General features: G+C 68.5%; 13 protein-coding genes. 5 read left to right on the top strand and 8 right to left on the bottom strand.

The window, feature by feature from the left end:
• Positions 1-449: 449 nt before the first annotated feature.
• Positions 450-2,132 carry a methyl-accepting chemotaxis protein gene (locus tag GGD82_RS20065; RefSeq protein ID WP_150064176.1) on the top strand — a complete coding sequence of 561 codons (1,683 nt, stop codon included), beginning with the start codon at positions 450-452 and terminating at the stop codon, positions 2,130-2,132.
• A 13-nt stretch (positions 2,133-2,145) separates the two neighbouring features.
• Here the strand turns inward: GGD82_RS20065 and GGD82_RS20060 are convergent, their stop codons facing one another.
• From GGD82_RS20060 to ubiA, 5 genes are read right to left on the bottom strand one after another with little or no spacing between them, the layout of a single operon-like run.
• On the bottom strand, positions 2,146-3,426 hold the full coding sequence (locus GGD82_RS20060) for an ABC transporter substrate-binding protein (protein ID WP_150064175.1): 1,281 nt from the start codon (positions 3,424-3,426) through the stop codon (positions 2,146-2,148).
• Positions 3,427-3,475: 49 nt separating this feature from the next.
• Entirely contained in the window at positions 3,476-4,954 is a 1,479-nt protein-coding gene (gene purF, locus GGD82_RS20055; RefSeq protein WP_150064174.1) for an amidophosphoribosyltransferase, read from the bottom strand.
• Positions 4,955-4,992: 38 nt separating this feature from the next.
• Entirely contained in the window at positions 4,993-5,697 is a 705-nt protein-coding gene (locus GGD82_RS20050; RefSeq protein ID WP_170284494.1) for a CvpA family protein, read from the bottom strand.
• Between the two features lie 4 nt (positions 5,698-5,701).
• Positions 5,702-7,195, bottom strand: coding sequence for a DNA repair protein RadA (gene radA, locus GGD82_RS20045; RefSeq protein ID WP_150064172.1), 1,494 nt, complete (start codon positions 7,193-7,195; stop codon positions 5,702-5,704).
• A 13-nt stretch (positions 7,196-7,208) separates the two neighbouring features.
• Positions 7,209-8,153 carry a 4-hydroxybenzoate octaprenyltransferase gene (gene ubiA / locus GGD82_RS20040; protein WP_150064171.1) on the bottom strand — a complete coding sequence of 315 codons (945 nt, stop codon included), beginning with the start codon at positions 8,151-8,153 and terminating at the stop codon, positions 7,209-7,211.
• 648 nt (positions 8,154-8,801) lie between these two features.
• Here ubiA and ccoN point away from each other — a divergent pair.
• Genes ccoN through ccoP form a run of 4 tightly spaced genes read left to right on the top strand, consistent with a single transcriptional unit; the run spans position 8,802 to position 12,192 of the window.
• Positions 8,802-10,304, top strand: a complete 1,503-nt coding sequence (gene ccoN, locus GGD82_RS20035; RefSeq protein WP_150064170.1) for a cytochrome-c oxidase, cbb3-type subunit I — start codon at positions 8,802-8,804, stop codon at positions 10,302-10,304.
• 13 nt (positions 10,305-10,317) lie between these two features.
• A complete protein-coding gene (gene ccoO, locus GGD82_RS20030; protein WP_150064169.1) occupies positions 10,318-11,112 on the top strand; it encodes a cytochrome-c oxidase, cbb3-type subunit II in 795 nt (264 codons plus the stop codon).
• Between the two features lie 29 nt (positions 11,113-11,141).
• Positions 11,142-11,330, top strand: a complete 189-nt coding sequence (locus GGD82_RS20025; protein ID WP_150064168.1) for a cbb3-type cytochrome oxidase subunit 3 — start codon at positions 11,142-11,144, stop codon at positions 11,328-11,330.
• Entirely contained in the window at positions 11,314-12,192 is an 879-nt protein-coding gene (gene ccoP, locus GGD82_RS20020) for a cytochrome-c oxidase, cbb3-type subunit III (RefSeq protein WP_150064167.1), read from the top strand. Before GGD82_RS20025 ends, ccoP begins: the two co-directional genes overlap by 17 nt.
• 127 nt (positions 12,193-12,319) lie before the next feature.
• Here the strand turns inward: ccoP and GGD82_RS20015 are convergent, their stop codons facing one another.
• From GGD82_RS20015 to GGD82_RS20005, 3 genes are all read right to left on the bottom strand, one after another.
• On the bottom strand, positions 12,320-12,973 hold the full coding sequence (locus GGD82_RS20015) for an EF-hand domain-containing protein (protein ID WP_150064166.1): 654 nt from the start codon (positions 12,971-12,973) through the stop codon (positions 12,320-12,322).
• A 265-nt stretch (positions 12,974-13,238) separates the two neighbouring features.
• Positions 13,239-13,985, bottom strand: coding sequence for a M48 family metallopeptidase (locus GGD82_RS20010; RefSeq protein ID WP_246164023.1), 747 nt, complete (start codon positions 13,983-13,985; stop codon positions 13,239-13,241).
• 2 nt (positions 13,986-13,987) lie between these two features.
• Positions 13,988-14,515, bottom strand: a complete 528-nt coding sequence (locus GGD82_RS20005) for a YcgN family cysteine cluster protein (protein WP_150064165.1) — start codon at positions 14,513-14,515, stop codon at positions 13,988-13,990.
• Positions 14,516-14,663: the final 148 nt, after the last annotated feature.

Here is a 14,663-nt window from a genome sequence, read left to right as displayed (position 1 = left end):
ACATGGAGCCTCCCGCTTAATCCAAGGGAGTCCCCTACAGAATCCATTTCAAGCCCGACCGCTACCCCGATTTCTCAAATGCGATTCCCCTGCCGAATGTGCCGGATACCACATTCTCCGCAGAGGGACCCATGCAGAAACCGCATGCACACGGGGCCTGAAAGACGGCTAAACTGTGGTTGTTCAGGCAAAAAACGGTTTCACATCGCATCAAAAACACGCTGTTCGGGAGGTGCGGTCGCCCAAGGACCGGCCCAATGGCCGGTTTGATCCGACAGGCGTGACGGTATCCCCGTCGGCTGCGGATCGAGGTGCCGCCCTCGCGCAATCCCTTCCCGTGCCATCCCATTCCGGGCGGCCGGTGCTTTCGTGCGCCTGTTCCGGCGTACCGCAGCCCTCGCACCCCGCCCGCACGCCCCCGGACATCACCCAAGGAGACCTCCCAGACCATGCCGCGTTTCTCCACACGCACAAAAATCATGGCGATTCCGGTTCTGGCCGTTGTGGCCGTCCTGGCATTGGTCGCCGTATCGGGTGTTCTGATCACGGAGCAGATCGAGAAGCTCCATCGTGTGCAGATCCGCACCGTGACCGAGGCGACGGTCACGATGCTGGAGGCCCTGCACAGCGACGTCGAGCGCGGGGAGCTGACCGAAGCCCAGGCCAAGACCATCGCCAAGGACATCCTGCGCACCATCCGGTTCGCCGGCCAAGAGTACTTCTATACCTATGATTACGACGGCAAGCTGGTGGCCCACCCGCACCAGCCGGAGCTTGAGGGCACCTACACTCTGCGGGACAAGGCCATCGACGCGAACGGGGTGGCGATCATCCCGAAATTGGTCGCCGCCGCACGCGCCGGCGGCGGCTTCGTGTCCTTCGACTGGCCCAAGCCGCCCGACAACGCCGTCGCCCCGAAGCTCGGCTATGCCCAAGGCTTCGGCCCCTGGCAGTGGATGGTCGGCACCGGGATCTATGTCGACGACGTCGACCGGGATATCTGGTTCGCTCTCGGGGAACTGAGCCTGATCGCCCTGGTGCTGCTGGCGGTCACGGCCGCCGTGGGCTTGACCGTCAGCAACCAGATCAGCCGCCGCATCCGGCGGCAGGCGGACCGGGTGCTCGCGTTGGCGAACGGGGACGTCGACTCCCCCATTGAGGACACGGACACCGGGGATGAACTCTCCGAGATCGCCCAGGCGACGGCCGTCTTCCGGACCAACATCCTGGAAAACGAGGCCCTGACCAAGGAACGCGAGGCGGCCCGCCACCGTCGAGAGGAGCAAGGCCGGAAGACCGCCGACCTCACCCGCACCTTCGACGGCACCGTCTCCGAGCGTCTTCACACCGTCGACACGGCGATCCGGACCCTCAACACCACGGCGCAGACGCTGTCGGACAACGCCGACCAGAACAGCCGCGACGCGACCTCGGTCGCCGCCGCCTCCGGTCAGGCCGCCGCCAGCGTGGACGCCGTCGCGGCGGCGGTCAGCGAACTGAAGGCCTCGATCGCCGAAATCGGGCGCCAGATGCATCAGGCCCGCGTGGCGGCCGAGTCCGCCTCGAGTCAGGCCGACCAGACCAACGCAACCGTGAAGGGCTTGTCCGAGAGTTCGGCGCGGATCGGCGACGTGGTCCGCCTGATCAACGACATCGCCAGTCAGACCAACCTGCTCGCCCTCAACGCCACCATCGAGGCTGCCCGCGCCGGAGAGGCCGGCAAGGGCTTCGCCGTCGTCGCCAATGAAGTGAAAAGCCTCGCCAACCAGACGGCGCACGCCACCGACGAAATCACGGCCCAGATCAGCGCCGTGCAGAGCGCCAGCGGCGCGGCGGTGGGCGCGATCACGGGTATCGCCGACGAGATCGCGGCCATCACCCAGATCGCCACCGAAATCGCAGCCATGATGGAGCAGCAGGCTGCCGCCACCCAGGAGATCACCCGCAGCGTCGAAAGCGCCGCCAGCGGCACCCGCGACATCACGGCGTCCATCGACGAGGTCCGCCGGACGTCCGGCGAGACGGAAAGCGCGTCCCGGCAGGTGCTGTCCGCCGCCCGCTCCCTGGCCAACGACATGGCGGGACTGCGCGACGAGGTCACGCATTTCCTGGAGGGAGTGCGGGCGGGCTGACGGCGACCGCCCCCTACCCACCCGCGTGGATGCGGCGCCATTCGGCTTCGATGGCGGTCATCCACGACGGGTGTGGTTCGGGCAGCGTGGGCGGGCGCGCGTTCAAGGGGATCGTCGCCGGCCCCAACGGCAGGGCGTCGAACCGCGCCCGCGCCTCCGGGGGCAACCGGTCCATGGCCAGCACCGTGTCGTCGCCCCACACGTCCGGGTGCTGCTTAGCGGCCTGGGCCTCCGGCGACAGCAGAAATTCGGCCACCACCAGCGCTCCGGCCTTGGCGGAGGCGGTGGCCGGAATGGCGACGAAATGCGCGTTGCCGATGGTGCCGCCCTGGAACAGGAACGTCCGCACCGTCGGGGGCAGCAGCCCCTGGGCGATGGACGATGAGGCGTCCGAGGGGTGGAAGCTGGGGTAGACGTCCACCTCGCCATCGGCCAGCAGGCGGCGTTGCTCCGGACCGCTGTGCGGGAAGGCCCGGCCCTCGCGCCACAGGACGGGCCGCACCGCCGCCAGCCACGCCCACAAGGGCGCGGTGACGGTGTCGAAATCCACCATGGGCCGCGCCAGAACCGCCGGGTCGGGTGAGACGTCGTGCAGCACTTGCTTCAGGACCGTCGAGCCCAGGAAGTCCGGCGGCGCCGGATAGGTGAACCGCCCCGGATGGGCCTGAATCCACCCCGTCAGATCGGCCAGCGTGGCCGGCGGGGTGGGCATACGCGCCGAATCATAGCCGAAGGTGAGCTGGCTCAAGCCCCACGGGCTTTCGTAGCCGTCGGTCGGCACGGTGAAGTCCACGGTGACGGCGGGCGTGGCCGCCGGGTCCACGTACCGCCAGGATGGCAGCGCCGTGGCGAACGGACCGTACAGCAGCCCGGCCTGCTTGGCGGTCAGGAAGTTCTCGCCGTTGATCCATAGCAGATCGGCGGAGCCCCCCTCTGTCCGGCCGGCGGCGGCCTCCGCCAGCAAGCGGGCTATGACGTCGGCAATGTCCGCGACCTTGGCATGGTGCAGCGTGATGCCGTGCCGCTCCGCGACCTGATCGGCCACCCAGGCGATGTAACGGTTGACGGTCTCGTCGCCGCCCCAGGCGTTCCAGTGCACCGTCTGGCCGCGCGCGGCGCGGCGCACGGCGTCCCACTGGGCATGCAACGTGGCGGAATCGGGATCGACGGCAGCGGCATGGGCCGGAATCCGCCCCAATAGCCCTAGCGCGGCAGCACCGCCCGCGCCGGTCGCCAGCAGGCGACGGCGGGACAGCAGCGTGGCGACGGATGAGTTCGGCGGCGGCGTGGTCATTCTCGAGATGTTGGGCGGGCCACGCCCCCCCGCAAGCGGCGCCGACCGGTTACCCCGCCTCGCGCAGCAACGTGAGCTGCTGGCGCGAACGGCTGCCCGCCTCCTCATCCACCAGGCGGATCGGGTACTCGCCGGTGAAATAATGGTCCAGGAACTGCGGATGCGCCGCATCGCGCCCCGGCTCGCCGAGCGCCCGGTACACGCCGTCCAGCGAAATGAAGCCCAGGCTGTCGACGTCGATGTAGTGCGCCATGCCTTCCACGCTCATGCGGCTGGCCAGCAGGGCCTCCCGGTCCGGCGTATCGATGCCGTAGAAGCACGGGAAGCGGATCGGCGGGCTGGCGACCCGCATGTGCACCTCAGCGGCGCCGGCCTCGCGCACCATCTGCACGATCTTCACCGAGGTCGTGCCGCGCACGATGGAGTCGTCGATCAGCACCACCCGCTTACCCTCCAGCACGGAGCGATTGGCGTTGTGCTTCAGGCGCACGCCCAGATGCCGGATCTCGTTGGTGGGCTCGATGAAGGTACGGCCGACATAGTGGTTGCGGATGATGCCCAGTTCGAACGGAAGACCGGCCCGCTCGGCGAAGCCCATGGCGGCCGGGACACCGGAGTCCGGCACCGGGATCACGACATCGGCGTCGGCGGGGCACTCGGCGGCCAGCTCGCGGCCGATCCCCTTGCGGACCTGGTAGACGCTGCGCCCCCCCATGATGCTGTCCGGCCGGGCGAAGTAAATGTACTCGAACAGGCAGGGGCGCGGCGCCACCGGGAAAAACGGCTTGCGGCTCTCCAGCCCGTCCTCGGTGATGATGACCATCTCGCCGGGTTCGACCTCGCGGACCAGCTCGGCCCCGATGATGTCGAGTGCCACGGTCTCCGACGCCAGGATGTAGGACTCGCCCAAGCGCCCCAGGACGAGCGGCCGTACGCCGTGCGGATCCCGCACGCCGATCAGCTTCTGCGGGGTCAGCACCACCAGCGAATAGGCCCCGATCACCTGCTTCAGCGCCGCGATCAGGCGTTCGACGAGGCGCCCGGACGAGCGCGCCATCAGGTGCAGGATGACCTCGGTGTCCGTGGTGGACTGGAAGATGCAGCCCTGCCCGATCAACTCGTGGCGCAACGCCAGGGCGTTGGTCAGGTTGCCGTTGTGAGCCAGCGCGACACCGCCCAGGTCCAGCTCGGCAAACAGCGGCTGGACGTTGCGCGGGTTGGGCGCGCCGGTCGTGGAGTAGCGGTTGTGGCCGATGGCGGCGTGCCCGGCGAGGCCGTCCATGACGGTCTTGGACGAAAACACGTCCCCGACATGGCCCTGGTCGCGGTGCACATTGAAGCGCTCGCCGTCGTGGGCGACGATGCCCGTGGCCTCCTGCCCGCGATGCTGCAGCGCGTGCAGGCCGAGCGCGGTGTGCGCGGCGGCGTCGGGGGTCCCGAACACACCGAACACGCCGCACTCCTCGCGCAGACGGTCGGCGATCGGGTCATAGACCAGCGCAACGTCCGGCGCGTGGTCTGGGTGCATCGAAACAGAACCCGGATGCGGGGCCGGCGCGGCCGAAGTCATTGCGTGCTCTCCATCAGGCGGTCCATGCCCTGGCGTTCGTCCGGGGCGTATCCCCCACTCTCACGCCCCTCCTCGGTGCCCGCCTGCGGGCGGCGCAGGGCCTCGAAGGCGCGCTGGGCGTCCAGCCCCGGGTTCTGGGGCGTGGTCCCGCTCCCCCCGCCGGTGGTCGTGGCGGCGGGCGCCGCGCCCGGGCCCACCTCCGACGCCGGCAGCAGCTCCGGCGGCAGCAGCGCCACCATGGTGTCTGCGCCCTGCTGGATCATGGGCATGCTGCGCGCGGTCATAACCCAGTCCGGCTGGGTATCCCGCGGCACCAGCCAGGAGGCGGCGACATACAGCACCAGAACCAGAACCCCGCCCCGCGCCAAGCCGAACAGGAAGCCGAGCGTCCGGTCGAGCGCATTGAGCGCGCTGTCCTGCACCCGGCGGGCGATCAGCGCCGTCAGCACGGACAGCACGACCAGCACCACCAGGAAGATCCCGACGGCCGTCACGAGATCGGCCAGCCAATCGATCGGAATATAGGCCCGCACGTAGGGCTGCGCCTCCGGCAAGGCATAGATGGCGGCCAGGATGGCCCCGATCCAGGCCCCGATCCCAAGAACTTCGTGCACAAATCCGCGAAAGAACGCCAACGCCGCCGAGACGACAAGCACGAACAGCACGGCAATGTCCACCGGATTGACCGGCCAGTTCTCCATCTCGCTATCCCCCTTGGGCGACGTCCATTCGGGTTTCGCGCGGCCCGCTCCGGTCCCCGGTCGTCGCGTCCGGCTGGCGGGGTCCGCCAACCGCGGCGACCAGGTCTTGCACATGGCCGATGGCATGGCGGGCCAGACCCGGGGTCTCCGCAGCGCGCGTGGCGCGACCGCTCCCGGTGGCCCGGCGGGAGGCCCGCGCCCGCTCCGCCATCGCGGGCAACAGCGCCGAAGCGAACCCCAGCTTGGCGGCCTCTTTAAGGCGGGCCTCCATCTGGCTGACCGGCCGGACCTCGCCCGACAGGCCAATCTCGCCGAAGACGACCCGATCGGCCGGCAACGCGGTGCCGCTCGACGCTGACACCAGCGCGGCGGCCACGGCAAGGTCGGCCGCCGGCTCGCCGATCCGAAGGCCTCCGGCCACGTTCAGATATACGTCATGACCCGCCAAGGCAAGGCCGCACCGCGCCTCCAGCACGGCCAGGACCATGGACAGCCGGGATGAATCCCACCCCACCACGGCCCGGCGCGGCGACCCGCCGGAGGCCGCCGCGACCAGCGCCTGGATCTCCACCAGCATGGGGCGGCTGCCCTCGATGCCGGCGAACACGCAGGCCCCGGCGACGTTGCCGCGCCGCTCCGCCAGGAACAGGGCCGAGGGGTTGTCCACCTCCATCAAGCCGCCGTCGGTCATTTCGAACACGCCGATTTCATCGGTGGCGCCGAAGCGGTTCTTGACCGCACGCAGGATGCGGTAGGGGTGGCCGCGCTCGCCCTCGAAGTACAGGACGGTGTCCACCATGTGCTCCAGGACACGCGGCCCGGCCAAGGTGCCTTCCTTGGTCACATGCCCGACCAGGAACAGCGTGAAACCGCGCCGCTTCGCCACCCGGATCAGCTCGTGCGCGCAGGTCCGCACCTGCCCGACCGTGCCCGGCGCCGAATCCATGGTGTCGGAGTACATCGTCTGGATGGAGTCGATGACCACCACGCCCGGCCCACCGGCCCCCGGGGGCTCGTCCAGGCTGGCGACGATGTCGCGCACGCTGGTGGCGCTAGCCAGGGCCACGGGCGCGTCGGACAGACCGAGCCGGGCGGCGCGCAGACGCACCTGCTCCACCGCCTCCTCGCCCGAGACATAGACCACCGGGGCATCCCCGGCGAGCGCGGCGGCGGCCTGAAGCAGCAGGGTGGACTTGCCGATGCCGGGATCGCCGCCGACCAGCAGCGCGGAGCCGGGCACCAGCCCGCCCCCGCACACCCGGTCCAGCTCCCCGATCCGTGTGTGACGACGCGGCGGCGGGGTCCCGTCCCCTTTCAGGCCGACGAAGCCCAGACGGCGGCCGCCCTGCCCCGACGTGATGCCCTTGGGCGCAGCCTCGCGCGGCGCCTCTTCCACGATGGAATTCCACTCGCCGCAGGACTCGCAGCGGCCGGCCCATTTGGCCGTCACCGCCCCGCAGGACTGGCAGACGAAGGTGCGGGCGGGGGTCTTGGCCATGACCGCGCCCCCCCTAGACGCTCCCGTCCCCGGCCAGCACGCGGCCGACGACGATGGCCACGAACAGCATCCAGCCCATGTGGCGGTTCGATTTGAAGGTGGCGAGGCAGTTGGCGGTGTCGTTGAAAGACACCGTCAGGGTCTGCCACAGCAGGTGGCCGGCCGGCAGGGCCAGCAGCACAAAGAACGCCCAGTGCAGCCCGGCCAGCCAGCCCGAGAGCGCCACCAGCCCCATGAACAGCGAGATGAAGACCAGCAGCGCGGGCCGGGTCTTGTCGCCCAGGGCGAGCGCGGAGGACTTCACGCCGACGATCAGGTCGTCCTCCTTATCCTGGTGGGCGTAGACGGTGTCGTAATGCAGGGTCCAGAAGAAGCAGCCCGCATAGAGAGCGAACGCCGCTACGTCCAACTCGCCGCGCACCCCGGCCCAGCCCATCAGCGCGCCGTAGGTGAAGGTGATCCCCAGCCACGCCTGCGGCCAATAGGTGATGCGCTTCATGAACGGGTAGGTGAACACCAGCGGCAATGAACACAGGCCGACGACGATCGCGAATGTGTTCAGCGAAACCAGGACCGCCAGCCCGATCAGGCCCAGGCCGATCAGGAACAGGATCGCCTGGGCGCGCGACAGCGCACCGGAGGCAATCGGGCGCGCCGCCGTGCGGGCCACCTTGGCGTCGAAGTCCTTATCCACGATGTCGTTGAACGCACAGCCGGCGCTGCGCATGACCACGGAGCCGATCAAGAACAGAATCAACAGCACCGGATCCGGCAGATACGCCGTGGACGCATCGGCGGCCATCGCGGTGCTCCACCAGCACGGCCACAACAGAAGCCAACAGCCGATGGGCCGGTCGATACGCGTCAGCTTCGCATACGGGAGCAGCGGCGCCGGCAGCATCCGGTCCACCCAGCCGCCCACCGGCATGTCTCCGATCAGTTCCGCGCTTCGTGCCATGGTCGCCTCGCCCTTCGCCGGAATCGGGTCAGGGGCGTCCGCCCCTGACCGCGCGTCCGGCTGGTATAAGCGGGGCGCCCGCAAGGCTCAAGAGCCCGACGCCATCCCTTCGCCTTGAACGGGCGCCGCGGCTCCCGCCTAGCCTTTGAAACCACGTCGCAATCGCAGAAAGAGGAGGCGCGATTTCATCCTGAATTTGATCCAGATCAATGGCCCACCGCCCATGCGGCGGGATAGTCAGCCCCGTTCGAACGGGCAGGTCTGTGGCCCGCGCTTCGGTATCCGGTTCCCGGAGGGATTTGGTCGGAAAACCCTCTGCGCCGGACCCCTCGATATGGGCGCGACGCGCCCCTTCCGCGTAAACCGAGCCGTCGCGGCGGGCCCCCCAAGGTCTGCGCACAACCCAAAATAGGCTCGCACCACGCGGATACGCCTTGGGACGGTGGAGCCATTCGGCTGATCGGGCCATTCGGCCTCGCACCCCGCCCCGAGGGTTGTCATACTCACGGTCGGTCTTGTCTAGCGGGACGGACCGGATCGCTCGGTCGCTGGGGTCGGACCCGACCCTTCGACGGAGCGCATGCCGCGCGGCTGGCGCGGGTTTCGGGCTCCTTCGAGAGCAACCAGGGTCGAGATCGGGAGGCGGCATTGACGCAGGCGACCATGGCACACGGCGCCGCGCCGGGCACGCGGTCGGATGGCACCTTCTACGCGGAAGGTGCCATCCGTCTGTTCGTCCTGGCGGCGGTTTTCTGGGGAATTGTTGGCTTTCTGGTCGGCGACGTGATCGCCTGGCAGCTTGCCTTTCCCGTCCTGAACCTCGACCTGCCGTGGACGTCGTTCGGACGGCTGCGGCCCCTGCACACCTCGGCGGTGATCTTCGCGTTCGGCGGCAACGTGCTGTTCGCGACCTCGCTGTACGTGGTGCAGCGAACGTGTCGGGCCCGCCTGTACGGCGGCGATGTGCTGGGCAAAATCCTGTTCTGGGGCTACCAGATCTTCATCGTTTTGGCCGCCGTCGGCTATGTCACCGGCGTCACGCAAAGCAAGGAATACGCCGAGCCCGAGTGGTACGCCGACCTGTGGCTGACGGTCGTGTGGGTGCTCTACATCGCGGCCTTCGTCGGCACGATCCTGAAGCGGCGCGAGCCCCACATCTACGTGGCGAACTGGTTCTTCCTGGCCTTCATGATCACGATTGCCCTGCTGCACCTGGGCAACAACATGGCGGTGCCGGTCGCGCTGATGGGCGGCGACTCGTGGACAAAGTCCTACGGCCTGCTGTCGGGCGTGCAGGACGCCATGACCCAATGGTGGTACGGCCACAACGCGGTCGGCTTCTTCCTGACCGCCGGCTTTCTGGCCATCATGTACTACTTCGTGCCCAAGCAGGCGAACCGGCCGGTCTATTCCTACCGGCTGTCGATCGTGCACTTCTGGGCGCTGATCTTCCTCTACATCTGGGCCGGGCCGCACCACCTGCACTACACCGCGCTGCCCGACTGGGCGCAGACGCTGGGCATGGTGTTCTCGGTCATGCTGTGGATGCCCTCCTGGGGCGGCATGATCAACGGCCTGATGACCCTGTCCGGCGCCTGGGACAAGCTGCGCACCGATCCAGTGTTGCGCTTCCTGGTGGTCTCCGTGGGCTTCTACGGCATGTCCACCTTCGAAGGCCCGATGATGTCCCTGAAGGCCGTGAATTCCCTGTCGCACTACACCGACTGGACCATCGGGCACGTGCATTCCGGGGCGTTGGGCTGGGTGGCCTTCATCTCCTTCGGCGCGCTGTACTTCATGGTTCCGGCCCTGTGGAAGCGGCAATCCCTGTATTCGCTCAAGCTGGTGTCGCTGCACTTCTGGATCGCGACCCTGGGCATCGTGCTCTACATCACCGCGATGTGGGTCTCGGGCATCATGCAGGGCCTGATGTGGCGCGCCTACGACGAGTTGGGCTTCCTGCAGTACTCGTTCATCGAGTCCGTCGAGGCCATGCACCCCTACTACATCATCCGCGCCACGGGCGGCGTGCTGTTCATCCTGGGGGCGCTCATCATGGCCTACAACTTCTACCGCACCATCAAGGGTGACGTGGCCGAGGGCGCGCCGGACAGCGTGCCGGCCGGCGCCACCGTTGGCGTGCAGCGCTAGGGAGGGCGGACTGGTGAGCCTCATCAAGCATCATAAACTGATCGAAACCAACGTCTTCCTGCTGGTGCTCGGCATCTTCGTGACCGTCATCATCGGCGGTCTGGTGGAGATCGTCCCCCTGTTCTCGATCAAGTCGACGATCGAGAACGTGCAAGGCGTGCGGCCCTACACCCCCTTGGAGGTGGCGGGCCGGGACATCTACGTCCGGGAAGGCTGCTACAACTGCCACAGTCAGATGGTGCGGCCGTTCCGCGACGAGATCGAGCGCTACGGCCACTACTCCCTGGCGGCGGAAAGCAAGTTCGACCACCCGTTCCAGTGGGGGTCGAAGCGCACCGGGCCGGATCTGGCCCGGGTCGGCGGCAAGTACTCCAATGAGTGGCACGTTCGCCACCTCATCAATCCGCGGGCCGTGGTACCGGAATCGATCATGCCGGGCTATCCGCACCTCGCGCAGCGGCCGCTGGCTTACGACACCATCGACGCGAACATGCGCACCCTCGACCTTGTCGACCGGTTCGAGACCTACAGCCAGGTGGACGGCGCCATCGAGAACGCGGTCGCCGACCTGGAGGCGCAGGCCACGCCCGACGCCGACACCAGCGCCCTGGTGGCTCGTTATTCGGACTTCGCCTTCGGCCCGGACCGCGCCGAGGATCAGGTGACCAACATGGCGCTCGGTGATCTGGACGGAAACCCGGACGTGATCACCGAGATGGATGCCCTGGTCGCCTACCTTCAGGTCCTGGGCACGATGGTCGACTTCACCGCGGTGGACCAGACCCGCAAAGCTGAATGGATTCGATAGGGGCCGCGCGCCCCTCTTGGGAGGTAGCAATGGACTCCATGGACCAGATCTCGGGCTTTCTCCGGCAGTTCTGGGGCCTGTGGTTGATGCTGCTGTTTCTCGCGATCGTCTGGTGGGCCTATCGACCCAAGAACAAGGACCGCTTCCGGGACGATGCCATGATCCCACTTCGGGATGACGAGACGGTGGAGGAGAAGAACGATGGCCGAGCATCCTGAACGCGACGAGATCACCGGACGCTACACCACCGGTCACGAGTGGGACGGCATCAGCGAACTGAACACCCCGCTGCCGAAGTGGTGGGTCTGGGTGTTCTACATCTCCATCGGCTGGTCCGTGCTGTACACGATCGCCTACCCGTCGTGGCCCGTCATGTCCGGGTTCTTCGGGGGCGCGACCGGGTGGCACGCCCGCGCATCGCTGGAGGACAGTCTGGCCGAGGCCCGCGAGGCCCGGTCCGAGTGGGTGACCCAGATCGCCGCGCGCGACGTGCCGGCCATCCTGGAGGACAACACGCTGCGAAGCTACGCCATGCGCGGCGGCGAGGTCCTGTTCAAGGAGAACTGTGCCCCCTGCCACCAGACCGGGGGCGCCGGCGCCTACGGCTACCCGACCCTGGCCGATGACGAATGGATCTGGGGCGGCACGCCGGAGGCGATCGTCACCACCATCCAGCACGGCATTCGCAACGACACCGATCCGGACGCGCGGTCGAGCGAGATGTATGCCTTCGGCGAGTGGGAACTGCTGACCGAAGAAGAGATCGATCAGGTCGCCCAGTACGTTTACGACCTGTCGCACGGCGAAATGAACGCCGGGCCGGGCCAGGACATCTTCGTGGCCCAGTGCGCCGCCTGCCACAGCCCGGACGCCCAAAGCCCCGGCGGCGAAGGCAACAAGGACCTCGGCGGCCCGCCGCTGAACAACCGCATCTTCCTGTACGGTGGCACCAAGAAGGACATCGCGGCCCAGGTCTACAAACCGCAGCTTGGCGTCATGCCGTCGTGGTCCGGCCGCCTGTCGGACGAAGACATCAAGCAGCTTGCGGTCTACGTCCACTCCCTGGGTGGCGGGCAGTAAGCGAACCGCTGCTCCCCAGCGCCTTCACAGAAACAGCGCCTCCACAGAAGAGGGCGGGCCCACATCGGTGGACCCGCCCTTTCTCATGCTGTCATCCTGCCTTTTCGATGGAGAGCGCCGCCCGGGTCTACTGCTCGGTCGCCGGATCGGTCTCCAGGTCCGGCGCGCCCATCATGGGGCCGCGCGGCCCGAACATCCGCTTGGCCGCCATCTCCTGGCGCGTCACGGTGCCGTTGCCGTCCAGGTCCATCGCGGCGAAGTGCGCGGCGGCCACGCTCTCGAACTCCGCGGCCGTCACCGTTCCGTTCTTATCGGTGTCCCACATGTCGAAGCGCGCGCCCAGCCGGTCGGCCCGCATCTGGGCCCGCATCTCACTGTAGCGGCCACCGCCCGGCCCCATCATCATGCCGGCCGGCATCTGACGGGAGTCGATGAACGCCTGGCGCTCGACCGTGCCGTCGCCATCCGCGTCCATGGCGGTGAAAGCCAGGGTGTGGAAGGCGTCGAACTCATCGCGGGTCACGGCGCCGTCGCCGTTCCCGTCCATCATCATAAGCATCCGGCCGCCGCCGAAGCCCGGGCCGCCGCCCATGCGGCCACCGCCCATCATGCGACCGTGTCCGCCGGGACCGCCGCAGCCGCCGGCCATGCCGTATCCGGCGCCCGGGCCATCGCCCCAGCCGCGCGCCTCGGCCGTGGAGGCCGCGCCCACCGCGCCCAGACCGAGGGCGGCGACAAGGGCGGTGGCGGCGAGAAGAGTGGTGCGATTACGCTTGGTCATAACGGGTCTCCTTGTTGCAGGACCGGCGCGCCCTGGGGGCGCCGCCAGCACGACGGAGCGGATCCGAACCGGATCGGGGTGGAGGGAGGGAGACCACCCGGGACGGGGTCGGACCCGCGTCCGTCGTTCGATGCTCCTAGGAAACACCCGGCCAGTGACCCGGCGATGACAGCGCCGCCGACAAACCGTGACAAAGTATGACCCGTAAGCGTCGGGCCCGTACAACCGGTGTCCGCAGGGCCGGCGTCAGCGCGAACGGCGCGGCTCACCCCACCCGTTGCAGCGCCGTCCCATGCTCCCGCAGCCACGCCCGCGCCGGCTCGCGCGCGCCCGGCACCAGCGTCTCGACATGCGCCCAGAAGGCCGGCGAGTGGTTCAACTCCCGCAGGTGCGCAACCTCGTGCGCGGCCACGTAATCCAGCACCCACTCGGGCGCCATCACCAGCCGCCAGGAGAAGTTCAGGGCGCCGGAGGGCGCGCAGCTTCCCCACCGCGACCGTGTGTCGCGCAGGGTGATCCGCCCCGGTGTCACGCCCAGACGGGCTGCGTGGGCCGCCACCCGCTCCGTCAGCACTGTGCGCGCCCGCGCCTTCAGCCAGTCCTGCACGCGGCGCGGCAGGTGTTCGGCCTGACCGGAGACGCACAGTGTGCCGTCGTCCTCCAGCCACACACCCCGCCGGGCGTCTGGGCAATGCCGGATCGGGTGCGGCACGCCCCCGATCGGGACCTCGGCCCCATCGGCGAGCGCAACCGGCGGCGGCAGGCGGTTGAGCGCCTCCGCCAGCCAGGCCGTGCGATCCCCCAGGAAGCGGCGCGCGGCCTTCTCATCCCGCCGGTGGGGAAGCACCAGGATGACCCGCCCTGCCGCGCCGTCCACCTTCAGCGCGACCCGCCGGGCACGGGGGTTCACCCGCACCTCCAACGGCACGGCCCGCCCCTCGACCATCACGGTATCGACCTTGGACGACGCGGCCGGCCGTCGGGACCGCCCGAAGACGCCCAACGGGGACACGGCTACAGGTCCTCCCAATCCACCACGTGGTCTTCCAGATCGTCCACAGTGGTTTCGCAGATAACGCGGCCGCGCACCGAGATCCCAGCCCGATGCACGCTGTCCGGATCGCCGGTGAGGAGCGGGTGCCAGGACGGCAGCGAATGGCCCTCCGACAGCAGCCGATAGGCGCACGTGGACGGCAGCCACGCCAGCCGCCCGACCGAGGACGGGCCGAGCTTCACGCACTCCGGCACTGTGTCCCACCGATTGGGGTAGTCGCTGCACTGGCAGGAGTGATGGTCCAGCAGCTTGCAGGCCGCATTGGTGAAGGCGAGCGCGCCGGTGTCTTCGTCCTGCAGCTTGTTCAGGCAGCATTTTCCGCAGCCGTCGCAGAGGCCTTCCCATTCCGCCTCGGTCATCTGGCGGAGGGTCTTGCGCTCCCAGAACGGGCGCGTGTCGGTGGCGGCGCCATCGCGCGCGGCGCGGCCGGACCCAGTCCGGACGCGGCTCCGCAGGCGGCGCAGGGCGGTGGTCGTTGAGGATGTCATCGGCGCACTACGCCGCATCGCGCGCCCGGACGCAAGCGGAACCACACGGCGAAGCAGGGCTATCGCATTTGGCCGATGATGGTTCTGGCGAATTCGTTGGTCCATCCGCAGCGCTTGCGTTTGCGGCGGATGGAGATGCCGGGGCGGG

Source organism: Roseospira marina, from assembly GCF_014197855.1.
GTDB lineage: Bacteria > Pseudomonadota > Alphaproteobacteria > Rhodospirillales > Rhodospirillaceae > Rhodospira > Rhodospira marina.
The sequence above is the reverse complement of the archived record's forward strand: the minus strand, read 5'-3'. Positions and strand labels throughout refer to the sequence as shown.

What these genes read in the sequence shown, in the direction of transcription:
- GGD82_RS20065 (WP_150064176.1), top strand. Translation starts at nt 450, where the DNA reads ATGCCGCGTTTCTCCACACGCACAAAAATCATGGCGATTCCGGTTCTG.
- GGD82_RS20060 (WP_150064175.1), bottom strand. Translation starts at nt 3,426, where the DNA reads ATGACCACGCCGCCGCCGAACTCATCCGTCGCCACGCTGCTGTCCCGC.
- ccoP (WP_150064167.1), top strand. Translation starts at nt 11,314, where the DNA reads ATGGCCGAGCATCCTGAACGCGACGAGATCACCGGACGCTACACCACC.
- radA (WP_150064172.1), bottom strand. Translation starts at nt 7,195, where the DNA reads ATGGCCAAGACCCCCGCCCGCACCTTCGTCTGCCAGTCCTGCGGGGCG.
- GGD82_RS20015 (WP_150064166.1), bottom strand. Translation starts at nt 12,973, where the DNA reads ATGACCAAGCGTAATCGCACCACTCTTCTCGCCGCCACCGCCCTTGTC.
- GGD82_RS20025 (WP_150064168.1), top strand. Translation starts at nt 11,142, where the DNA reads ATGGACTCCATGGACCAGATCTCGGGCTTTCTCCGGCAGTTCTGGGGC.
- GGD82_RS20050 (WP_170284494.1), bottom strand. Translation starts at nt 5,697, where the DNA reads ATGGAGAACTGGCCGGTCAATCCGGTGGACATTGCCGTGCTGTTCGTG.
- ubiA (WP_150064171.1), bottom strand. Translation starts at nt 8,153, where the DNA reads ATGGCACGAAGCGCGGAACTGATCGGAGACATGCCGGTGGGCGGCTGG.
- GGD82_RS20005 (WP_150064165.1), bottom strand. Translation starts at nt 14,515, where the DNA reads ATGACATCCTCAACGACCACCGCCCTGCGCCGCCTGCGGAGCCGCGTC.
- purF (WP_150064174.1), bottom strand. Translation starts at nt 4,954, where the DNA reads ATGCACCCAGACCACGCGCCGGACGTTGCGCTGGTCTATGACCCGATC.